20 protein-coding genes are annotated in these 24,042 nt (G+C 36.0%); 9 read left to right on the top strand and 11 right to left on the bottom strand.

Features of this window, described 5'->3' with window-relative positions; genetic code table 11:
- The 5 genes from AC5XHR_RS08960 to AC5XHR_RS08940 all read left to right on the top strand — a co-directional run bounded on the left by AC5XHR_RS08960 (position 1) and on the right by AC5XHR_RS08940 (position 4,412).
- Positions 1 to 882, top strand: a complete 882-nt coding sequence (locus tag AC5XHR_RS08960) for a cbb3-type cytochrome c oxidase N-terminal domain-containing protein (RefSeq protein ID WP_495950434.1) — start codon at positions 1 to 3, stop codon at positions 880 to 882.
- An 89-nt stretch (positions 883 to 971) separates the two neighbouring features.
- Positions 972 to 2,423 (top strand): cytochrome c oxidase accessory protein CcoG, encoded by a 1,452-nt coding sequence (ccoG, locus tag AC5XHR_RS08955; protein WP_495950433.1) that lies wholly within the window; start codon positions 972 to 974, stop codon positions 2,421 to 2,423.
- An 8-nt stretch (positions 2,424 to 2,431) separates the two neighbouring features.
- Positions 2,432 to 2,884 carry a FixH family protein gene (locus AC5XHR_RS08950; RefSeq protein ID WP_495950432.1) on the top strand — a complete coding sequence of 151 codons (453 nt, stop codon included), beginning with the start codon at positions 2,432 to 2,434 and terminating at the stop codon, positions 2,882 to 2,884.
- Positions 2,875 to 3,639 (top strand): sulfite exporter TauE/SafE family protein, encoded by a 765-nt coding sequence (locus tag AC5XHR_RS08945; protein ID WP_495950431.1) that lies wholly within the window; start codon positions 2,875 to 2,877, stop codon positions 3,637 to 3,639. The genes AC5XHR_RS08950 and AC5XHR_RS08945 overlap by 10 nt, the downstream gene beginning before the upstream one ends.
- Complete coding sequence (locus tag AC5XHR_RS08940) at positions 3,630 to 4,412, top strand: hypothetical protein (protein WP_495950430.1); 783 nt, start codon at positions 3,630 to 3,632, stop codon at positions 4,410 to 4,412. Before AC5XHR_RS08945 ends, AC5XHR_RS08940 begins: the two co-directional genes overlap by 10 nt.
- Before the next feature lie 53 nt (positions 4,413 to 4,465).
- Here AC5XHR_RS08940 and serS read toward each other — a convergent pair whose 3' ends face one another.
- From serS to AC5XHR_RS08885, 11 genes are all read right to left on the bottom strand, one after another.
- On the bottom strand, positions 4,466 to 5,734 hold the full coding sequence (gene serS, locus AC5XHR_RS08935) for a serine--tRNA ligase (RefSeq protein WP_495950429.1): 1,269 nt from the start codon (positions 5,732 to 5,734) through the stop codon (positions 4,466 to 4,468).
- Between the two features lie 61 nt (positions 5,735 to 5,795).
- Positions 5,796 to 6,290 (bottom strand): hypothetical protein, encoded by a 495-nt coding sequence (locus tag AC5XHR_RS08930; RefSeq protein WP_495950428.1) that lies wholly within the window; start codon positions 6,288 to 6,290, stop codon positions 5,796 to 5,798.
- Positions 6,291 to 8,198, bottom strand: a complete 1,908-nt coding sequence (asnB, locus tag AC5XHR_RS08925; RefSeq protein ID WP_495950427.1) for an asparagine synthase (glutamine-hydrolyzing) — start codon at positions 8,196 to 8,198, stop codon at positions 6,291 to 6,293.
- A 36-nt stretch (positions 8,199 to 8,234) separates the two neighbouring features.
- Entirely contained in the window at positions 8,235 to 9,491 is a 1,257-nt protein-coding gene (locus tag AC5XHR_RS08920; protein ID WP_495950426.1) for an MATE family efflux transporter, read from the bottom strand.
- Positions 9,492 to 9,495: 4 nt separating this feature from the next.
- Positions 9,496 to 10,626, bottom strand: coding sequence for a glycosyltransferase (locus AC5XHR_RS08915; protein WP_495950425.1), 1,131 nt, complete (start codon positions 10,624 to 10,626; stop codon positions 9,496 to 9,498).
- 113 nt (positions 10,627 to 10,739) lie between these two features.
- Positions 10,740 to 11,231 carry a hypothetical protein gene (locus AC5XHR_RS08910; protein ID WP_495950424.1) on the bottom strand — a complete coding sequence of 164 codons (492 nt, stop codon included), beginning with the start codon at positions 11,229 to 11,231 and terminating at the stop codon, positions 10,740 to 10,742.
- A gap of 21 nt (positions 11,232 to 11,252) precedes the next feature.
- Complete coding sequence (locus AC5XHR_RS08905) at positions 11,253 to 12,032, bottom strand: (Fe-S)-binding protein (protein WP_495950423.1); 780 nt, start codon at positions 12,030 to 12,032, stop codon at positions 11,253 to 11,255.
- Positions 12,033 to 12,035: 3 nt separating this feature from the next.
- Entirely contained in the window at positions 12,036 to 12,656 is a 621-nt protein-coding gene (locus AC5XHR_RS08900) for a hypothetical protein (protein ID WP_495950422.1), read from the bottom strand.
- A gap of 10 nt (positions 12,657 to 12,666) precedes the next feature.
- A complete protein-coding gene (locus AC5XHR_RS08895; RefSeq protein ID WP_495950421.1) occupies positions 12,667 to 14,001 on the bottom strand; it encodes a 4Fe-4S dicluster domain-containing protein in 1,335 nt (444 codons plus the stop codon).
- A gap of 11 nt (positions 14,002 to 14,012) precedes the next feature.
- Positions 14,013 to 14,963: an MlaD family protein gene (locus tag AC5XHR_RS08890; protein WP_495950420.1), complete on the bottom strand. Its 951-nt coding sequence runs from the start codon at positions 14,961 to 14,963 to the stop codon at positions 14,013 to 14,015.
- Between the two features lie 124 nt (positions 14,964 to 15,087).
- Complete coding sequence (locus AC5XHR_RS08885; RefSeq protein WP_495950419.1) at positions 15,088 to 17,241, bottom strand: peptidylprolyl isomerase; 2,154 nt, start codon at positions 17,239 to 17,241, stop codon at positions 15,088 to 15,090.
- A 269-nt stretch (positions 17,242 to 17,510) separates the two neighbouring features.
- Here AC5XHR_RS08885 and lon point away from each other — a divergent pair, with 269 nt between their 5' ends.
- The 4 genes from lon (at position 17,511) to pgi (ending at position 23,964) form a co-directional block, all read left to right on the top strand.
- Positions 17,511 to 19,916: an endopeptidase La gene (gene lon / locus AC5XHR_RS08880; RefSeq protein WP_495950504.1), complete on the top strand. Its 2,406-nt coding sequence runs from the start codon at positions 17,511 to 17,513 to the stop codon at positions 19,914 to 19,916.
- Between the two features lie 81 nt (positions 19,917 to 19,997).
- The gene (locus tag AC5XHR_RS08875; protein WP_495950418.1) at positions 19,998 to 21,107 is read left to right on the top strand and encodes an AI-2E family transporter; all 1,110 of its coding nucleotides are present in this window, start codon (positions 19,998 to 20,000) and stop codon (positions 21,105 to 21,107) included.
- A 151-nt stretch (positions 21,108 to 21,258) separates the two neighbouring features.
- A complete protein-coding gene (locus tag AC5XHR_RS08870) occupies positions 21,259 to 22,161 on the top strand; it encodes a DUF4349 domain-containing protein (protein WP_495950417.1) in 903 nt (300 codons plus the stop codon).
- A gap of 159 nt (positions 22,162 to 22,320) precedes the next feature.
- Positions 22,321 to 23,964 carry a glucose-6-phosphate isomerase gene (pgi, locus tag AC5XHR_RS08865; RefSeq protein ID WP_495950416.1) on the top strand — a complete coding sequence of 548 codons (1,644 nt, stop codon included), beginning with the start codon at positions 22,321 to 22,323 and terminating at the stop codon, positions 23,962 to 23,964.
- Positions 23,965 to 24,042: the final 78 nt, after the last annotated feature.

Raw genomic sequence — 24,042 nt, 5'->3', positions numbered from 1 at the left:
ATGAAACAACGTACACCGGTTATCGTAAATATTGTAATCATATTTACATTGCTATATATCTTGTTCTACATGTTTGTACAGAACAATGACTTTTTATCTTCTCCGTATTTCTGGGGAACTGCTGTAATTAGTATTTTAATTGCATTAATTCATAATGCATTAGGAGATTTAGTAGAAAATAATCAGTTCAAAACATTAACTGATACTGAGAAAAAAGATTATTTAGAGCAAAAGAAAGTTAACTTTTGGGTTCGCCTATACAAGAGTGCTTTCAAAAAACAATCTGCAACAGAAGAGAAAGACATACTTATCGACCATGGTTTCGATGGAATTATGGAGCTTGACAACCAGTTACCAAAATGGTGGTTAGGGTTATTCTACTTCGGTGTTGCTTATTGTGTGATCTATTTGCTTTCGTACACATTCACCGATTTTGCACATCCATATAAGGAGTACGACGAAGAATACAAAAAACAAATTGCAAGTATTGAGGCTTATGAAAAAACTCAGCCTGAAATTAACATAGAAACTGCAGTTTTCTCAGAGGATAATGTTGCAGCAGGGGAAGAGGTTTTCAAAACAAACTGTGTATCATGTCATATGGAAGGCGGTAAAGGAGGTATCGGACCTAACTTAACTGATAATTTCTGGATCAATCAGCCAGAAAAAACATTATTCAAAAATGTATTTCACATGGCTGAAAACGGATCTCCAAACAATCCAACGATGCAGGCATTTGGTAAAAATGGTGTATTGACAGGTAAAGACATCCAGAATGTTGCTGCTTATGTATACCATATTAACCAAGAAAAAGCTCCAATTACGGTTGCAGAAGGAGGTGCTGCCCCACAAGGGACAGAGGCACACTGGGAAAAGCAATAACAACTATTACTAAAACTATGAAAGCATAATTCTCCTGAGATGCAACACATCAAGGGCGAATTATGTTTTTTTTATTAAATACCTAAGAGATGATTGATCAAGATCAAGAAGTAAGAGGTGGACAAGGCCAGGTTATTTCTGCTGAAACATTCAGAGATACCGTTAGTACAATGGAACAATCGGGGAAACGAAAGTGGGTTTTCCCTAAGAAACCGAAAGGGCAATATACCAACTACAGAACTATTGTAGCTGTTATCCTGCTTATTGTTTTCTTTACATTGCCTTTTGTCAAGATTAACAACAATCCATTTTTGTTATTTAATATTTTAGATAGACAATTTTTTATTTTCGGTCAACCATTTTATCCTCAAGATTTTTTCATTTTAGCACTTGGTGCGATTGCCTCCTTGGTATTTATCATTTTATTTACAGTAGCATTTGGACGTATTTTCTGTGGATGGATTTGTCCGCAAACCATCATTATGGAAATGGTTTTCCGTAAAATTGAATACTGGATTGAAGGCGACAGAAACAAACAAATAAAGCTGGATAATCAACCTTGGAATTCAGAAAAAATCTGGAAACGTTCCCTGAAATATGGAATTTACATTCTAATTTCTCTTGTATTCACCCACTTCATGTTTATGTACATTGTAGGATACGAGGAGGTTTTACGTATTATCAAAGAAGGTCCATTAGCCAACCCGACGAACTTCCTAGTCATGATTCTTTTTACGGCGGCATTCTATTTCGTATTTGCTTGGTTCAGAGAACAAGTGTGTACTTTGGTTTGCCCGTATGGACGTTTGCAAGGGGTTTTAATTGACAAACAAACTATCAACGTTTATTACGATTTCAAACGTGGTGAAAACCGTTCTAAATGGAGAAAAGGTGAAGACAGAAAAGCAGCTGGAAAAGGTGATTGTATCGACTGTAATCAGTGTGTTGTTGTTTGTCCAACGGGGATTGACATCCGTAATGGTCAACAATTAGAATGTGTAAACTGTACTGCTTGTATTGATGCCTGTGACGAAGTAATGGAAAAAGTTGGCTTACCAAAAGGCCTTATTCGTTACGCTACAGAAGCCGAAATTGAAAATGAAAGCAAATTTGTTTTCACAACAAGAATGAAAGCCTATGCTATTTTCTTGGCGTTATTAGTCGGATTTTTAGGATTTTTACTTTACAATCGAGGCGATTTTGAAGCTAAATTCATAAAACCCGCAGGAAGTACGTATTTCATTAAAGATGGTAAAATCAACAATACCTATAATTACACCTTGTTGAATAAGTCAAATACTGATAAAGTATTAACTTTTAAAGTATTAGAACCACAACATGGTGAGATTATTTTCTACGGAAATAGCACTATTAAAGCGAAACGAGATAATATCACAAAGGGAACCATCAATATTCAGTTTCCAGAAAAAGAAATAAAATTAACAAAACAAAACATCAAAATTGGTGTTTATGATCAGAATGGTAAGTTGGTAGATTCGTTCGAAACCTACTACGAAGGACCATTCAAAATGCAATTATAAGTACAAGAATGAAGATATCATGGGGACATGGCGTTGTAATCGCCTTGGGGGCTTTCATGCTTTTTATATTAGGAATGATTTTTCTTTTTCCTATGGGAAAACAAAATTCAGAGTTAATTACAAAAAATTACTACGAAGAAGAACTTCATTATCAAGAAGTTATTGATGCGAAAAACCGAGCGGATGCTTTGGCTGAAAAACCAGAGGTAAAACTAATCACCGCAAAAGGTATTGACGTTTTTTTTCCGAAAGAAATCAATAATACCAATGCAAAAGTTGATTTTCATCTGTTCCGTACAAACGATTCTAATTTGGATGTTAAAAAAGATGTGACTTTGGATCATAACAATTCATTTACGATTCCGAAATCCGTTATCCATGTTGGAAATTACACCCTAAAACTAAAATGGACCAAAGATAAAGTGACGTACCAACGTGACTTTGACATCGAATGGAAATAGGAATGTTTATTGCGGCTTTGGGCTTAGGATTTGCCTCTGGATTTCACTGCATTGGTATGTGTGGTCCTATTGCGCTTTCTTTAGGCTTGAATCGTAGTCAACGGGCTAATTTCTATTTACAAAATCTTACATACCAATTCGGGCGCATCCTTACCTACTCTATTTTAGGTGCTTTACTCGGAATTATTGGAGAAGGAATGCATTTCGCAGGATTTCAACAGTATTTAACCATTTTTGTTGGTGCTACGCTGATTATCATGGCGTTTTTCTCCATTGGAGGAAAAGACTTTGCATCAAAAATTCCAGGCGTAAACAAAGCTTTGTTGAAGGTAAAAATGACGCTAGGAAAACATTTACAACAAAGTAATTACGCTTCTCGTTTTACTACTGGACTATTAAATGGTTTACTTCCTTGCGGAATGGTTTATATGGCTCTTACCGCTTCGTTAGCTTACGGCGGCATTATCAAAGGAGGCTTATTTATGCTTTTCTTTGGCTTGGGAACCGTACCCTTTATGTTTGCCGTTGTTCTCGCAGGAAACATGATGTCACAAACCTTTCGATCAACCGTTTTAAAAATAATTCCGTTCTTAATGCTAATCTTAGGAAGTTTGTTTATCCTCCGTGGTTTAGAACTCGGAATTCCGTATATTTCACCATCAAAAGAGGCTTTAGAACTCAAAGCAGAACACGATGCCAATTGCCAAATGAAAGGCGATTATCACACCCATAAAAAAGGCGAAACATGTCATTAAAAAATCTACAAACGTTTTTATTTCTAGTCGGAATTCTATTTTCCGCAATTTCGTGTCAGGTAAACTACGACGTTACCTTTCACAAAAACAATGAAATCACTTCACAGGTTGAAGTTGATTTTAGACAAATGCTAGAAGCTATGAAAGCAATGGATTCTACTGGATCTGATTCTGGAAAAAAAGCATTTGAATCCATGAAAAATTTCCCAAAAGTATGGACGCCAATTGCAGAAATTGACAGTATTGGAGGGAAAGTAAAAGATCCTGATTCGCTTCGATTGATGAAAAAAATGTTCCTAAAAGGGACCTTTGAAGGCGAAAATATGGTAGGCATGTCGGCTAAATTTGCCAATTTCACAAAAAAGGATTTTGAGGAACTTGGAAAAATGGACCCAAAAGCTGGAAAAGGATTTGGAGCCGATGTTTTTGATTCGTGGAATGGAAAACAATACACATTGAAAGTGGATGACATCCAAAAAAATCTCTTGAAAGCTCTTTCCTCAAAAGACGGAATGATGATGGGCTCTGGAGCTTCGGATGAAGAAAGTGAAGAAGAGACGGATGAAGCAGATTCCGCTGGTGGTTTAATGCAAATGATGTTTGGCAAAATTAAAACAACACTTCATTTCGAAAACAAAATTGTTTCTATCAAAGGAAAAAACGATTGGGTTGAAAAAATAGATGATCACACCGTACGATTGACCTATGATCTTGAACAAAAAGACACTAAAAAGAAATTTTCTGATACCGAAATTATCATTACAACAGAATAAAAAAAGAACGTCCATCAAATGATGGACGTTCTTAGTTTTATAGATTCCGATTCTTAGTTAATCAATTCAAATCGAGCATAGTCAGCAATTTTCTTTGGAAGTTTAATTCCTTCTTCCGTTTGGTTATTTTCAAGCAAAGCAGCCATAATTCGTGGCAAAGCCATTGCTGAACCATTCAGTGTGTGAACCAATTGCGTTTTACCGTCGGTTTTGTATCGACACTTCAAACGATTCGCTTGGAACGTTTCGAAATTAGAAACTGAAGAAACTTCCAACCACTTTTCTTGAGCAGCACTCCAAACTTCGAAGTCATACGTCATCGCTGCCGCAAAACCGGTATCTCCACCACATAAACGTAGAATACGATACGGCAATTCAAGATCTTCTAAAATACTTTTCACATGCTCTACCATCGTTTCTAAAGCCGCATACGAGTTTTCTGGCTTCTCAATACGAACGATCTCTACCTTTTCAAATTGATGTAAACGATTCAACCCACGAACATGAGCGCCATAACTTCCCGCTTCACGACGATAACATTGAGAAAACGCCGTATTCATCACTGGAAAATCTTTGTCATCAATAATCGTATCGCGATAGATATTTGTCACTGGAACTTCAGCTGTAGGAATCAAATACAAATCATCTGCATTGATATAATACATTTGCCCTTCTTTGTCAGGAAGTTGCCCCGTTCCGTATCCAGAAGCTTCGTTAACCACATGTGGAGGATTCACCTCAAGATAACCAGCATCCGTGTTTTTATCTAAGAAATACTGAACTAACGCTCTTTGCAAACGAGCGCCTTTCCCCAAATAAACAGGAAAACCTGCTCCTGCAATCTTTACGCCTAATTCAAAATCAATTAAGTTGAATTTCTTTGCCAATTCCCAATGCGGAATCGCACCTTCGCCCAAACCTTCCACTTCATGAGATTGAAAAATAATTTCGTTGTCATCCGCAGAAACTCCGGCAACAACTTTCTCATATGGAATGTTCGGAATTTGATATAAAATAGATAATAATTTCTCTTCGATTTCAGGTTTTTGAGCTTCCAGCTCTTTAATTCTACCCGAATATTCCGCGGTTTTAACTTTTACAGCTTCTGCTTCTTCCTTTTTACCGTCTTTTAACAACAACCCGATTTCTTTGGAGATTTTATTTTTCTCCGCATTCAGATTGTCTAATTCGAATTGGATTTTCTTGCGCTCTTCATCTGTGGAGATCGCAGCATCTACCAATCCTAAATCTTTAAAATTTCTTTTTTTAAGACCTTCAATAACACGGTCTTTTTCGTCGCGTAAAAAGTTTACTAGTAACATGCGTTTGAGTATTAAAATAAAAAAGAGCTTTTTTGCTCTTAATTCAGGCAAATTTACGGAATTATTTCACGATTTTAATGATATTTGGCTCACCTTCTTGCTTGGTAAAAACCACTTTCTCATTTACTTCCACTTTTTGAATTTGAAAAACAGAAGGTTTATTTTCATAATAAATTCGATAATGATCAATAAAATCAGCTGTAGTGATGTTTTTCTTGTAGAAAGAAATATCAATATCCGACACATAAATCTTAGTATCTCCACTTTCATTTAAAAAGTTACGAGCGGCACCAGCCGAATATTCTATAAAAAATCGATCTAGCGAATCCTTTTTTACACTAAAATTACTGATAGCCTGCGAATTGTAGTCGCCTCCCAAATCCGTCATTTTTACCGAAGCATAACCGTCCGCCAACTCTGAATTCAGATAATCCAATCCAGCCGCATTTTCCACATAAATATGCATTTTCTGATCAATCTTTTGCAAATCATCATCCGCATTGCTGCATGACGTCAACAAAAACAAAGAAAGCAGAATAAAAAACGTGTTTTTCATTTAATTTTCATTTGTCGGATCCAAATAGTTTTGAAGCCACAGTTCAAAGGTAAGCAATTGCCATAATTTGGAAGAATTGACTTCTGTAATTCCTTCATTCATCCATTCCGAAATTAGTTCTGAATTCAAAATTTGACGTTCTTGAAGTTGCTGAATTGTTTCTAAAACAAAGTTTTTCAAAGATTCATTTTCGTTGATAAAACGAGCCAAAGGAAAAGAAAAACCTTTTTTCGGCATGTTTAAAATGGATTCTGGAAGCTTTTTTGAAGCAACTTTTCTCAAAAGTGGTTTGTTTTCTTTTCCAGTAAAACGAATATTCTCTGGCAAACTAGCTACATAACTTGCCAATTGATTATCCAAATACGGATAGCGGAATTCCACTGAATACATCATCGCCGCCAAATCGTCCCGATAGGCATGATGCGAACCCAATGAATATCGCATATCCAATAAAAAATAATCTTGATAGGATTCGCCTTCACTTACCTGATATTTGTTCAATGACGTATCTACCCACTTTAATTTATCAATATTAAATAAACTCTTCACTTCATGCGGACGCATTCCACCTTGTCCATTTCTAAAAAAGTCGAAAAGAGTATTTTGTTCAAAATAATTTTGAATTTTCTTAGACGGAATCAGTGTTTCGGGTAAAGTGGAAACAAAAGGATTCAAAACCTTAAAACTTTTCCATCGATTTAGTTTTTGCGTATGCATATAACCGCCAAAAAGTTCATCGCCTCCATTACCACTTAAAACCACTTTAAATCCGTTATTATGCGCAATTTCGGCTGCATTTATTAGAACTTCAATACTGACATATGGTTCTTCAAAATGCTGAATCTTTCGCTTTAAATCTGCTAGAATTGTTTTACTTGAAATTTGGTGCGTCTTATGATTTAAATTTTCTACTTTTGCAAAGCTTTTTGCATTTTGAATTTCTTCATTTGAAAACTGATAATCAACCGTAAAACAAGGAATCGACGAATCGATTTGATTCGCTTCAAGAGCAAGAAAAGTAGAATCAATTCCGCCGCTCATCATAATCGCCCGCGGAACGTCCGCAACCAATTGATTTTGAACACTCACTTTGAATAAGTTTTCAATCTCTTCAATATGAACTTCGTTTTGCGTTTCAACATTTGAAAAAGTAAAAAATGAATTCGTTTTTAAAACCAGTTCATCTTGCATTTCAACTTCCATAAACGTTCCCGGTTCAAGGGAAAATACGTTCTCAAAACAGGTTTGCGGCGAAAGTGTCGTTTGAAAAAGAAAGTTCGTGTACACGCCTTCCCAATTGATTTTTCGAGCGATCCACTCGCATTCTAAAATCGCTTTGATTTCGGAAGCCCAACAAAGAGTTTCGTCTTGAACGGAGTAAAATAAAGGTTTTAAGCCAAATCGATCTCGTGCAAAAACTAATTTATGCTTTTCTAAATCGATAATACATATTGCAAACATGCCGTTAAGCATCGCAAAAACATCCGTTCCCCACTCTTGGTAGCCTTTTAGAACAACTTCGGTATCGGATTCGCTTTCAAATGAATGTCCTAGCTTCTCTAATTGAATTCGTACTTCACGAAAATTATAAATTTCTCCATTAAATGTGATAATCAGCTTCTTGTTTTGCGAGGACATCGGCTGATGTCCTTTTTCGGAAAGCTCCAAAATCGATAATCGTATGAAACCAAGAGCTATAGAACATTCTTCCTTAGTTGAAATTTGTGGAAGTGCAGACTTAATTTCCACCATTGAATCCTTTCCCGAATAAAATGCATTCACGGAATCATGCAACAACCAAAATCCTTCATCATCAGGACCTCGATGTTTTATGGCAGCGTTCATTTTCACACAAGTTTCTGCTTTGCGTAAATGTTTTGGTGAAAAAAAACCGGTAATGCCACACATAAATGGAAATTAAGTGGCGTAAAAATAAGGATTACACTACCATTTAAAAAGAGTTTTAAAGAAACTTTTCAGTTCATTTCTAGTGATTAGATAGTCATTGAAATGAAATTCAGTCTCTTTAAAAAATTTAAAAAACAACAATCCGGAAGATGCGAAATAAGAAATTGACGTTGCAACACATGCTCCCAAAACGCCGTATTTTGGAATCAAAATAACAGAAAAAATGATGGTGAATACCAATCCCAGAAGCGATTTTAAATTGAGAATTCTTAATTGTTTGGTTCCGGAAAAATAATGTCCGACCATGTCGCTGGTTGCTATTGCCAGGATACCTAAAGCTAAGTAGAGTACGATAATTCTCGTACTTCCAAAATCCTTCCCGAAAATCCAAGAATAGACATTTTCAGGAATCACTAAAACGCATAAAAGGAAAACTATCGTAAGCCAAAATGTAATTTTTACTGCGTTTTTGGTTTTGACAATGGATTCTGCGGAACTCTTGCTATTCATCACTTCGGAATATAAAACAACCGCCATACTTCGTGTAACCGTCCAAATGGCTTCTGCAAATGTAATTCCGACCGAAAAAATCCCAACCACAGCTAAACCTTGATAATATTCCAAAAAATAAAAAGACAATCTGTAATTTAAAAATTGAATAAACGCGCTAAGTTGTGTTTTCCATCCGTATTCAAACATATTATTGAAAACCTCCTTGGAAAATGAAAATCTTCGAATCTTTTCTTGTTTGATGATTTGAAAAAAACTCACCACAAATAAGATAATCAACGCTAAAACCTGCGAAATAAAATAAACGGAAACGTCTTGACGATGTAAGCCGAAAAAGAAAATCATCAGCAATACAACATGAACACTTAGCTGAAGTATTGTGTACGTATTATACAACTTGATATTTCGAGTTCCGATAAAAAAATTAATATTGGTATTCAGCAAGGCAGAAAAAACGGAAATCCCAATTAAATAAATCAAAAACTCACTTTGAATTTGGGCAAAACTAAGGACAAAAGGAATTACTAAACCAATACAAATTGCCCATATATACGACAAAGGTAGAATTTGCGCGACTTTGAATCGTGATGCAAAATACGAAGAGCTGCTTCCAGTGAAAATTCCGCTAAAAAAAGTCACCATGGCAACATTAGCAATAACCATCGCAATCGCTCCTTTTCCTTCGCTTCCCCAAATATTGGTGGTGAAAATCACCAAACCAAAACTTAGAAACAAGATAAAAAATCGAGAAAAGAAGGTCTTTACCACCGTTAATTGCTTCATCGCTCTAAGATTCTACAGATTTAGTAACGAAATCGACGAACGAATCACTAATTTTTTCCCAAGTATAGCGCTCTAAATACAATTTTCTCGCATTATCAGCATGTTGCTTGTACAAGTCTTTGTTATTAGTGTAATTCAGAATACAATTAACGATTTCTTGTGTATTTTTAGGATCAACAAGGCAACCAAATTGATGAACATCCAAATGCTTTTCTATCGCCTTCAATTTAGAATACACCACCGGTTTTCCTGAACCCATGTAATAAAACAACTTTATAGGAAGCGAATGATGGTTTTCGAAATTCAATTCTCGTAAATCAAAACACAAATCAGCCTCCGCTAAAGATTGCGAAAATTCTAGAAATTTGGTCGGTTCTTTTATTGTAATTTTCAGATTGGGAAACTTCGATAAATGCGAATTAAAAATATACGTTTCTTCATCATTAATTGGCTTTCCAATAATTAAAACCGAAAAGTTTAGTTGATGTTCATTTTGAAGCTTTTCAATCACTTTAAAAAAATTTGAAATCCCTTTTTCTTCTGAAATAGCTCCTGTGAAGCACAATTTGATTTCATCCTGTAAAGCATGTTTACTATCAACAAGATACTTTGTGGCCGGATAATACGGAAGAATTAGATTCTTCTTAAAAGGAAAAAATAACGTCAAAGGACGTTGCTTCTCTGTTTCACCAAAAATAAAGTGGGAACTTAGATAACCCGCCCAAAGATTAAAACCAAAAAACTTAATGTATGAAAACGGCTTTTTATAAATTGGAATATCCACTAACATCGACCGAGAAGGGTACCACTCTGTTACATCATAAATAATACTGCAGAAATGAAATTTCTTAATTTTATTTGCTGCAACGACCGCCAAAGGCTCTGAACAAATAATGCAACCCGGTTGATAATTGATTCCGATGTCAACTAATTTTTGAATTTTATCCTTGATTGGTTTCTTTATAATGGAATAGGCTTCAATTTCGATATCATCTAATTCTCCAACATAATTGGAATTTAAGCTTATAATTTTGACACGAAAGCCTTGTTCTTTTAACTCAAGTGCTTGATGATAAAAAATTCGATCATCATTATATTTATGCGAGGTTGTTAAAAAAAGAATTTTTTTCGGCATAAGCACCTTTTACCCTTGAATTACGGTTGGTTTTCCAACGCTCAAATGTAAGTATTTTAAAAGAAAAACCCTTTCAGAAAAATCTAAAAGGGTTTTGTATTTGGTTTGAGTTGTTAATCTACATAAACTCCGGCCCAACTTCGCTTTAAGGGAAGTAAGAAATCGGAAAGGAAATTAACATACGTGTTTTTAGAAAAGTCAAAAACTTCGATATCATGCGACAAAGAACCGTCTTTCAACGCAGATCTAAAATCTTGCAATTTCATTGTTTTCACTTCATCGTTTTCCACAAAACTCGCTTTCATACGATCGAAAAAGCCAAAATTAAATTCAGCATCCAGTTTGCGCATTACTTGTCCCAAAGCATCTATAGAACATCCTGAAGCGGCTTCTTTTTCTTCATCAACACAAATCACCACAAACTGATTTTTTTCAATCTTAAACGAAGACGACAACGGCTTTCCGTGTGCTACCCAAGTGGCTAAAAAATCATACAAAGTCTCCGAAATTTTCTTGGACTCGATTGGTGAAAATGGTCTTGACGCCGGGTAAATAATTACTCGGTAATCGTTGGTTTCTACTATATTGGATTCTTCAATTCTCATTTTTAAGGATTTGCTACAAAGTTACAAATCTTCTGCTTCTGCTAAAAGTTCGGCGATGTCTTTAACCGCAACTTCACCTTCTTTATTAAAATGCTTCACACCATCGGTAATCATCGTGTTACAGAAAGGACATCCTGTTGCTATAATGTTTGGCTTTTCTGCTAAAGCTTCTTCAGTACGCTCTACATTGATGTCAACTTTCCCTTTTTCAGGCTCTTTAAACATCTGAGCGCCACCTGCACCACAACATAAACCGTTTGTTTTGCAACGCTTCATTTCAACCAATTCGGCGTCTAATTTCGAAAGTAATTCTCTTGGAGCTTCGTATTCGTCATTTGCACGACCTAAATAACACGGATCGTGGAACGTGATTTTCTTACCATCGAATTTACCGCCTTCAATTTTCAAACGCCCTTCTTTCATAAGTTGTTTCAAAAACTGTGTATGGTGCATCACTTCGTAAGATCCGCCAAGTGAAGGATATTCATTTTTTAAGGTATTGAAGCAATGTGGACAAGCGGTAACGATTTTTTTAATTTCGTATGCGTTTAAGATTTCAATGTTGGTCATCGCCATCATTTGAAACACAAATTCGTTTCCTGCTCTTTTTGCTGGATCCCCTGTACACGATTCTTCTTGGCCTAAAACCGCAAATGAAACGCCAATTTTATCTAAAATCTTGCAAAATGCACGCGTAATCTTCTTCGCTCTATCATCAAAACTTCCTGCGCAACCAACCCAAAAAAGAACTTCTGGTGATTTGCCTTCGGCAGCATATTCTGCCATTGTTTTTATTTGCATTGCCTATTTTTTGCTTTCTAATTGAGTATTATATTCTTTTGCCTTGTTCATGATTTCTTCTGGAATAATCGAAGCAAACATCATATTATTAGGCTCATAGTTCACATACTTCCATTGGTTGTTTGTACTCGCATCTTTCACTGCAATCGAAAGCGAAAGCTTGCTTACTTCCATTTCGTTTTTAGAAAGAAACTTCGCATTCATCCCTTGTTGCTTGAAAATATCTTCCATCGTCGCGTATTGATTGGGCTCGAACGAGTTTTTCAAATACGTCATTTTCATCGAGATCGGATACGTTACGAAAGCATATTCCGAAGCATTATCCTTGGTTTTCATAATGTCTGAAACCGTAAACTGTGCATTTGGACTTTTTAAAATCTCAATTTTAAGTTCATCATTACCTTCAAAAATTTGTTTGAAAGCGCCTTTCAGCATTTCGCGATCCACTAATTTATATAATGCAGGATGTGTTAAATCTAAAATTGCATCGTAATTTTTAGCATCCATCGCATCTAGTATGCTTTTATTATCCGCAAGGATTTTATCTTTGGTTTCTTGTTGAGACTGCGCAAACGTAAAGCTTACGAAGAACAAGAAAAACAAGGTTGATAGCCAATTTTTCATAGGTTTAGAATTAATCGTTAGCCCAATTTAATCGGTCGGCTTGGTTATATTGCCAAGGCGCACCATTGTTTTCGATATTGGTCATCATCATATTCCACTCGGCAGGAGCAGATGACTCTTCCATAATCATAAAACGTCTTAAATCGATAATAATAGAAAGTGGATCAATAAGAACCGGACACGCTTCTACACACGCATTACACGTTGTACAAGCTCTCAACTCCTCTCTTGTAATATGATCGTCTAATAACTTCTTCCCATCATCTACAAAAGAACCGTTTTTGTCAATATTTTTAGATACCGCTTCGAGACGATCTCTCGTATCCATCATAATTTTACGAGGCGAAAGTTGCTTCCCTGTTAAATTTGCTGGACAAACCGATGTACATCGACCACATTCGGTACACGTATATGCATTTAAAAGTTGAACACGATCCAGATCAAATATATCGCTTGCCCCGAATTTTTCAGGTGCAGCTGGAGTTTCTCCTTCTGCTGGAGCTGCGTATGGATCAGCATTTGGATCCATCATTAATTTGATTTCCTTCGTTACTGAATCCAAGTTATTCAACTCTCCTTTTGGTGTTAATTTAGAATACCATGTATTTGGGAAAGCTAATAAAATGTGTAAATGTTTTGAATAATATAAGTAGTTCATAAAGAACAAAACTCCTACAAAATGGAACCACCATGCCCCTCTTTCAACTAAAACCAAGAATCCGTTAGAAAGGTTAAACCACTCTAAAAACGGAGCAAAAATAGCTTGACTAATTGGAAAATACCCATGTGCTTCATAAACTCCGCGAGTTTGCAAAATAAGATCTGAAGAGTTCATGTTGAAAAATGCCAACATCAATAAAGACTCGATAACCAAAATCCAATTGGCATCTCTTTTCGGCCAACCGAAAAGCTCCTTCATGTTAAGACGCTTGAGATGAACTAAATTTCTTCTTAAATAGAAAATGATTACCGCAATTAAAACCAAAAGTGCTAACACCTCCAAAGTTGCTGTAAACGCCGAATACAATGTATTCCCTAAAACGGAAGCCAAGAAACGATGGGTTCCGAAAACACCATCGACAAAAATCTCTAAAAGCTCAACATTGATAATAACAAAACCAACGTACACAAAGATGTGTAAAATTCCTGCAACGGGACGTTTGGTCATTTTGCTTTGGCCAAGAGCAACTTCGCTCATGACTTTCCAACGTTCGGATTTATTGTCGGAACGATTGATGGCTTTACCAAGCATAATGTTACGGTAAATGATCATCAGGCTTTTGATGAAAAACCCGACACCCGCAACAAACAAAACAAGAAATAAAATATTATCAATGTATTGCATAAAGGCTCTTTTTAATCTTTGTTATTCTTACCAAAAACAGAGAAGTTAATGTAGCGCTTAGGATTAGCCTTCATGTCTTCTACAAGTTTATTTAGGTTATCTGACGTTTTCGTTAGGTTATTGTAAAGTTCTTCATCTTTTACCAATTTTCCAAGACTACCGTCGCCTTTTTGTATTCCAGCAATAACATTATTCAATTGGTCCGAGGTTGTTGCTAATTTATCAATCGTGTTATTCAATTTTTGAACATCAACTTGATCGGCAACATTTCCGTATTTGTCAATCGCGTTTTTAGCACTTACAGTAGCTAAATTTGCGTTTTCTAAAACTTTCTGCAAACGAGGGTCATTATTACTTAATAATGCATTGGTTTGTCTCGACGTTCCTTCAAAAGAAGCAACCGTTCTGTTCAAACTTGCTAATAAACTTTTGATTTCGGCTCTGTTTTGATCGTCTAAAAGCTTGTTTGCATTATTCGTCAACGAATCTACTCGTTTCAATACACTTTGCAACTGATCTTTTACGGGGCCAACTTGAGACGAAAGACTATTCAGCATCGAAAGTTCAGATCCTGACTTCAAGGTATCTCCATCTTTTGCAAATGGTGTCCCGTAAACCAAATTCACACGCATTTGCTTCCCGGACATTAAACCAGGCTCAAAAACTTCTAAAGTTGATTGTTTGGAAAACTGATACTGATCGTCCACATGAACTTGAACCACAAAACTCACTCGACTGTCTTTCCCGATAAACGGAATGATTTTATCAACCTGCCCTACTTTCAGACCGTTGATGGATACAGGGCTTGAAGGCTCTAAACCTTCAACATTATCAAATCTGGCGTAGTAAATATTGTCCGAAGAGAATACGTTTTTCCCTTTCATAAACTGATACAACAATACAAAACCAATAATTGAGAAAATGGCAATAAGCCCAGCTTTTATTTCTTTTGAAAATTTCACAATGTTACTTTTTGAAGTGACAAATATACTACAATTTAATTTTTAATTTTTCCAAATACTCGTATAACAAAAGAAAAGCGGCAATTAAGTTGCCGCTTTTCTTATTTATGCTTTTGAGACGTAATTACTGTTGTTGTTTTACTTTGTCCCAAACCTCTGTTCTGTAATCTTCGATGTCAGCATTATCTTGCAAGCTCTTCATCAACATCTGTCCGAACATTTGTCCGTTTTGTTGTGTTAAGGCTTGTGCAATTTGCTTAGCATCTCCTGGTTGTTTGTTGATCGTTTCTGAGTTTTTAACCACTACATAAACACCTGTCATTCCTTCAACCGGATTTGAAAGTTTCCCTTTAGCAACTCCAAAAGCTGCACCAGCAACTTTAGGCTCCATTGCTCCACCAACCATTGGGTTTAGCATGTTTACTTGTGCATTTTGCTTCGCCGTTCCAAAAGCTTTTGCGACAGCATCTAAAGAAGTTAATTTCCCAGAATTAATCTTATCCATAATCTTCTTCGCTGCCATTTCGTTGATCACGATAGGTTCGATTTGGCCACGTACACTTTCAGGATCAGCAAGTTCTTGATCGTATTTTCCATTTAAATGAACAACGATTTTACCGCCTGTTCCATCAATTGAAAACAACTCCGTATCTCCTTTTTCACGCTTCTTATCAAAGGCCCAAGCAAGGATTTCTTCATCTTTCTCAGTTCCTAAACCTTCGATTCTACCATCAAAACGCTTTGCTGCTTTCGGGTTAGAATACTGATAATTGCTTTTCTTAGCTAAATTAGTGAACTCATTGAAAGATTTCCCTTGAACTTGTTGGATGAATCTTCTTGAGTTTTTATCAACTTCATTTTCTGTTGTTTCAGAAGGTTTTACACGCTTAACTAAATTAGCTAATTTATACGTTTGGCTACCTGCTTTTTTATCTTGAATGTTGATAATATGATACCCGAATTGCGTTTCAACAACACCTGTTGCTCCTTTTGGAGACTGATCTACAAACGCTTGGAAAGCTGGAACAAATTGAGGTTGAGAAGAAACTGACCAACCTAAAGCTCCACCTTGAGCCGCAGAATTTGTGTCTGAAGAAAGGTTTACAAACTCTGCAAATTTCGCAGGATTTGCTTTGATAACCGCTCCAACAGAATCTGCCAATTTTTTAGCTTGTTCTTGAGTTCTTGTAGCTCCACCTGAAGCTTCATTTCCTTTGTATGAAATCAAAATATGTCTTGCTAATGTTGAGTCTGAGGGCTTTTTGCCAACTAATTTAGATACAACATAAACATCTTGTTCTTTATATGGACCAAAAATCTGTCCAACTGATGCACCTGCAATTTGAGACTGTAATGCTTGTGGCAATTGATTTAATGGATGATATCTTGGATCGAACTGAGCTTCAGAATTTAACGATACGAACATCGAGTCATTCGTTGTATTTCTAAAGTTTTCTGCTCCTCCTGAAGATTCGCTACCTACATTGAGTAAGTTCTCTATTTCAGCTTTAGCTTTAGCATCATCCGCAGGACTTGCGTTTGCTGCGAAATAAACCACACCTAAATTTCTTGAAGGTTGAGATTTGAATCTCTTAGGAAATCTCTTAATATAGTCCGCTAGATCTTGCGTTGTAACTTTAATAGGATTTTTACCAAGGAAACTTACGTAATCAACTTTTACAAAATCAACATTCGCCAATTGATCTCTGAACTTCATCATCGTTTCCGCTTCTTTTTTGCTCACTGTAACTCCAGGAGAAATGTTTGCAAAAAGTTGTCTCGCCATGATTCGGTATTCAATCGATTTACGAACTTTCACCCAATTATTATAAGCTTCCAGATTTGTCGTTTTCCACGTTTCGATTTCTTTTTTAAGATCGTTTACCTTAAAATTTCCTTTTTCATCAAAAAGACCTGGATTTTGAGCAAACATCGGATCGTACTGAACTTGATTCCAGAACATATCCTCGTTTAAATCCAATCCCAATTTATCAAACTCTTGCTTGATCAATTTACTTTGAACGGTCATTTGCCAAGCCTGCTCCTCCAACCCATTAATTGGTTGTCCTTGCTGTTGTGCTTGTTGTTGCAATACAAATAACTGGTCGTTAAATTCTTCACGAGTTACTTTTTCGCCATTTACTTTACCCAAAATATCTGGATTTTTTCCAAAAAGCTTGTCAATCGTATCCGGATTTACCAAGAAAGCGAGTAACGCAAGGGCGATAATCCCCATCAAAAGAATTGGTCTTTTTCTAATTTCTCCTAAAATTGCCATTTATAGAATGTATTTTTTATCAGTCTGCGAAAATACACATTTTAAAGATATTAGAAAATAAATAGGATGTTTTTTTATAGACTCGCATCGGCTTTAGAAGAAATTACACAAAGGGTATTCGTTTTCACATGAAATTTTGTCCCAAAATTTTCGATGGCATAAGAATTGGGAGATTAGACGACAGTTTTAGCAATGCCTAGTTCTAAAGGAAAAAGGCAGTGTGTATTCTTTTCACAATGTAAAAAAATGACATCTTGTCAGTAGATTATATGATAGATTTTGAAGATTTTAATTTTGAAGACATTTTGGATGATAATTTCGGGTTTGTAGCCAGTGAAATTGATCTCTCTGAAACTGATTTGAAAAAAGACGGTGAAGAACAAGCCGTTTTCCCAATACTTCCTGTACGAAATATGGTGATGTTCCCGAATGTTATCACACCAATTACCGCTGGTCGTGAACAAAGCAAACTTCTTTTGGAAGATGCACAGAGGGAAGGTGAATATGTAGGAATCGTCAGCCAGAAAAACGCAGGAATAGAAAATCCAGAAGCAAATGATTTATTTGATATCGGAACCGTTGTTAAAGTCCTGAAAATCATTAAACTTCCAGACGGAAACACAACCGCAATCACACGCGGAATGCATCGTTTTAAAATTTCAAAATTTGTAGAAACCAAACCGTATTTCCGTGCAGAAATCACCAAATTAAAAGATTCGGCATCACGTAAAAAAGAAGAGTACGAAGCGCTTTTGGAGAACATTAAAGATTTGGCTTTGAAAATTATTCAGCTGAATCCTAACATTCCAAATGCGGCAAATTTCGCCATCAACAACCTTACAAAAGGAGACGATTTGCTGAATTTCATTTGCGCAAACGCTAATTTCCCTTCTGTTGACAAACAACTTCTGTTGGAAGAAAAAAGCCTGATTAAGCGTGCGGAAAAATGCTATATGCTTCTTTTGGAGGATTTTAGAAAACTGGAGCTTCGCAATCAAATTCATCAAAAAACAAATCGCGAACTTGATAAAAGTCAGCGCGAATACTATTTGAATCAACAAATCCGAACCATTCAAGAAGAATTGGGTGGCGGCCCAGATTCGGATGTCGAAGAACTTTTAGTAAAAGGAAAGTCGAAAAAATGGAGTCCAGAAATTGAAGAACATTTTCAAAAAGAATTAAAAAGACTTCAACGACACAATCCAAATTCGCCAGACTACAACGTTCAGCGTAATTACATGGATTTCTTTACAGATTTGCCGTGGGAGACATTTACCAAAGATATTTTTGATCTTAACAAAGCGCAAAAAACGCTTGACAAAGCGCATTTTGGATTAGAAGATATTAAAAAACGGATTTTAGAACACATGGCTGTTTTGAAACTTAAAAACAATATGAAATCGCCTATTCTTTTATTAGTTGGACCTCCAGGAGTTGGAAAAACCTCGTTAGGGAAATCCATCGCCGATGCTTTGGGCAGAAAGTACGTTCGACTTTCTTTAGGCGGACTGCATGACGAAAGTGAAATTCGTGGTCATCGAAAAACCTATATTGGGGCGATGGCAGGGCGAATCTTGCAAAGCATTAAAAAGTCAGGAACATCGAATCCTGTGATTGTTTTAGACGAAATAGACAAAATTGGACAAGGTCTTCATGGTGATCCAAGTTCAGCAATGCTTGAAGTTCTAGATCCAGAACAGAACAAATCGTTCTACGATAATTATCTTGAAATGGGTTATGATTTGTCTAAAGTCTTGTTTATTGCAACAGCTAATACGCTTTCTACTATTCAATCGCCACTTTTGGATCGTATGGAAATCATTCAACTTGCAGGATATACGCTGGAAGAAAAAATTGAAATTGCAAAACGTCACCTCATCCAAAAACAATTGGAAGAAAATGGTTTAGAATCAAAATCTTTTAAGCTTGGAAATCCAGAACTTAAACATATTATCGAAGCGCACACGTCGGAAAGTGGTGTACGTACTTTAGAGAAACGCATTGCGTCCATCGCTCGTTGGGTTGCTTTGCAAACCGCTATGGAGAAGGAATACGACCCTAAAATATCCATTGCAAAAATTGATGAAATCTTAGGCGTTCCACGTCCAAAAAACATTTCAGAAATTACTAATGTTCCCGGTGTTGTGACTGGACTTGCGTGGACAAGTGTTGGTGGAGATATTTTGTTTATCGAAAGTATTATTTCGAAAGGAAAAGGAAGTCTTACGATGACCGGAAACCTTGGAAATGTGATGAAGGAATCCGCAACCATTGCATTGGAATATATTAAAGCAAAACATGCCGATTTAGGAATTTCTCAAGAAGAAATCGAAAACAACAATATTCACGTTCACGTTCCAGAAGGAGCAACACCAAAAGACGGACCTTCCGCAGGTATTGCGATGCTAACTTCCATGGTTTCTAGTTTTAAAAACAAGAAAGTGAAACCTCATCTTGCGATGACGGGCGAAATTACTTTACGTGGAAAAGTGCTTCCTGTAGGCGGAATTAAAGAAAAGCTTCTTGCCGCAACTCGTGCTGGAATTAAAGAAGTCATTCTTTGTGAAGCCAATAAAAAGGATGTTGAAGAAATTAATCCGAATTATTTGAAGAATTTGAAAGTGCATTACGTAAACCGTATGGCTGAAGTCATTAAAATCGCACTGGAAAACTAAATACAATCCTCTCTTTTTTTGAGAGGATTTTTTTATTCTAATAAGAAAATCCTGTACTTTTATACCACCATAAAAAACACAATGCAAGAAATTAAACTTCCTTTCCTCGTAAAAACGACCTTAGTACTTATTAGTATCTTAATTTTCGGTTTTTTGGTGAAAATCGGGAAAGTGATTCTTGCGCCCTTGTTTTTTGCATTTTTATTGGCGTTACTTTTCGTTCCGCTTTCGAATTTTTTAGAAAAGCATTTTCGATTCTCTAGAAGTATTTCAACCATTTTTTCGTTCTTATTATTTACAGCTTTTCTATTTGGTATTGGCTATTTCTTTGTTGGTCAACTAAGTGGTTTCATCAATGATTTTCCGCAAGTCCAGAAACAAGTAAGTTCCACATTAGAGCAATTGCAGTCATGGGTTTCGCATACGTTTGATTTGAATGTTGCCAAACAAATGGATTATCTTAATCAAGGTTTAGAAAAATTAGTAAACGCCACAGGACTTATTTTAGGTGTTACGTTTGGAATGCTCGCTTCAACGAGTGCATTTTTTGGTTTTACGATGTTGTTTTTCATCTTTATTTTGAATTACAGACGAACTTTATATCAATTCATTTCTACATCGTTTCATGTAAAATACCGAGTAAAAGTTCGTGAAATCGCGACAGATGTAGAACGTGTTATTAAGCAATATATCCTTGGATTAATCATACAAATCATCATTGTAAGCATACTTACCGCCATTTTATTAACCTTTATGGATGTAAAATATGCAATACTTCTTGCGATGCTTACGGGTATTCTCAACGTCATTCCTTATGTTGGAATCATCACGAGTTGGGTTTTAGTATCGATTATTGCATTTGCAACGGGCGGAAGCAGCCATTTGTTGTTTTTAGCTTTAGGCTATATCGGGATTCATGCAATTGATGCGAATATTGTTTTACCGTTGGTGGTTGGTTCCAAAGTTAAAATCAATGCGTTATTTACCTTCATCGCTTTATTGGTAGGCGAATCTTTGTGGGGAATAGCAGGAATGTTCCTCAGCATTCCGTTTCTTGCGATTTTAAAAATTATTTTCGAACATGTGGAAGGTTTGGAACCTTGGGGAATGCTTTTAGGTGAAACGAAGAGCAAAAGACCTAAAAAGAAATACAAAATCACCAAAACAATCACACTCGAAGAAAAAGATTAACTTTTTCAAAACCCAATTCTATTTTACAAAAAATTGATTTTCTGACACTTACAAAAGCTTAATTCATTTACAAGCATTAGAAAATCAAAATACAAAGCTTCTTTTCGATTCTGTATGACCTTTGGTAAAACAAATCCAAAGAAATAGCATTATGAAAGCAACGTACAGAAAATTAGGAAGTTTAGCATTGGTAGCAATTACATTAACAGCTTGTTCTAAACACGAAGGAGTTTCCACGACAGAATCTTCATCTGAAGCGGTATCCGCAGACGCAGCAATGGTTTCCGACAGTATTTCTACCGCAGCGACGATGACGGTGAAAGACAAAAAATTCGTAAAAACTGCAGACGTCGATATGGAAGTTAAAGACGTTTACGATGCGACCATTAAAATCGAAGGTGCCGTTCAGGAGCTTCGTGGTTTTGTAACACACAGTAATTTAACATCCAATATTGTTGAGCAAAACACCTATAACACATCGGATACCGAAGCTGTAATGATCAAAAAATACAAATCGGAAAACAACATGGAAGTTCGTGTCCCTACGGAAAATCTTGGTGTTCTTTTGCAAAAAATTAATGATCAAAAATTATTTCTTAACGCGAGAGTTATCAATGCCGAAGACGTTACCGCAGCGATCAAATATGCTGAATTGGAACAACAACGTGTTAAAAACAACTCAGGAAACATCCAAAACTTGAAAAATGGAAAGGATAAGGTGAATTTAAGCAACGAAAATGATTCGGATAAAAACATGCAAGCATTGTACAGCATGGAAAGAACAGATCAAATCAAATACTCTACCGTAAAAATCAATTTGGAAGAACCGTCTTTGAAAGTTGCACAAATCCCTGTTGTTAACACCAAAAACATGGATAATCAATACAAAATCAACTTCTTTTACGACATGAAAAACTCGTTTGTAGAAGGCTTCCATTTCATTCAGTTGTTCATTATTGGACTCATGAAAATCTGGCCTTTCTTATTAATCGGAGGTGTTGTGGTGTATTTTTTACGCAAGAGAAAAAGAGCGCAAGTCGGAAATCCGTCCTAATATAGGACTCTATATAGACCATATAGTGATTATGCAACCTTCCTTTCGGGGAAGGTTTTTGCTTTTGAAAAATGTAAATAGGATTTAATACCGATTCGTGCGAATAAAAACCAAGTCCTAAACTTCAATTTTGTAATTTTGCAATCGAAAAATAACGATATGCTAGCAAAAATAAATCCTTTACATACCCAAAGCTGGAAAGCGCTTCAAGATCACTTCGAACAAAATGATTTTGATTTAAGAACTTTATTCGAATATAATCCTAATCGTTTTGCTGAATTTCATGTTGAAAGACCGGATTATTTGTTCGATTATTCTAAAAATTTAACGGATAAAAACACCAAGCAACTTTTGTTGAATTTGGCGGAAGAATGCCAATTAAAAGACGCAATCCAAAAAATGTTTTCGGGTGATGTAATTAACGAAACCGAAGGAAGAGCCGTTCTTCATACAGCACTTCGTGATTTTTCGGATAAGGAAATTATTGTGGATGGCGAAAACATCAAACCTAAAATCAAAGCGGTTTTAGAGCACATGAAGGCCTTTTCAGAATCCGTAATTTCTGGAAAGCACAAAGGTTTTACAGGAAAAGAAATCACGGATGTTGTAAATATAGGTATCGGTGGTTCCGATTTGGGGCCGGTAATGGTGGTTTCCGCTTTGAAGCATTTTAAAACAAGACTAAACGTTCATTTCGTTTCCAATGTTGATGGGAATCACATTGCCGAAGTGGTAAAAAATTTAAACCCTGAAACAACATTATTTATCGTTGCTTCAAAAACATTCACAACGCAAGAAACCATGACTAATGCAGAATCTGCAAAAGATTGGTTCTTGAAAAAAGGAAGCCAAGAAGATGTTTCAAAACATTTTGTAGCGCTTTCTACCAACGTAAAATCTGTAAAAGATTTCGGAATTGCAGAAGAAAACATCTTCGAATTCTGGGATTGGGTTGGTGGTCGTTACTCATTATGGAGCGCGATTGGTTTGAGCATCGTTTTGGCGGTTGGTTACGATAATTTTGAATCTTTATTAAAAGGCGCGTACGAAACAGACACCCATTTTCAAACTGCTGATTTTCAGGAAAACGTTCCTGTTTTAATGGGCTTGCTGGGAATTTGGTACCGTAATTTTTACGGGGCAACTTCGTATGCAATTCTACCCTACTCACAGTATTTAGATCGTTTTGCGGCATATCTTCAACAAGGCGATATGGAAAGTAATGGTAAATCGGTGGATCGTAACGGCGAATTTGTTGAATATGAAACGGGACCAATTATTTGGGGTGAACCAGGAACCAACGGGCAGCACGCTTTTTATCAACTAATCCACCAAGGAACGGAATTAATTCCGTCCGATTTTATCGCTTTTGTAGAATCCAACAATCAAGTTTCGGATCATCAAGATAAGCTTTTGGCTAACTTTTTTGCACAAACGGAAGCCATGGCTTTTGGAAAAACGGAAGAAGAAGCTTTAGAAGATTTAGAAAAATCAGGCGCTTCTGAGGAGAAGATTGAGCAATTGCTTAATCACAAAGTTTTCGCAGGAAATACGCCGACCAATTCTATTTTAATTAAGGAATTAACGCCATTTACTTTAGGTCAATTAATCGCTGCCTACGAACATAAAATCTTTGTTCAAGGAGTTATCTGGAACATTTTCAGTTTTGACCAATTTGGAGTGGAATTAGGAAAAGTTTTGGCTGGAAATATCCTTAAAGAACTAAAAAATAGTGAAACTATTTCGGATCATGATAGTTCAACCAACGGTTTGATTAATTATTATAAAAAGAATCGTTCCTAAATTGACGTGTCTTTAAAAGAAGGTTCAGAATTATATTTTGTAATTTTGCATCGAAATAAAAGTAAAAAGAAATACCAA

It is taken from the genome of Kaistella sp. CFF1-2, assembly GCF_059509915.1.
The sequence above is the reverse complement of the archived record's forward strand: the minus strand, read 5'-3'. Positions and strand labels throughout refer to the sequence as shown.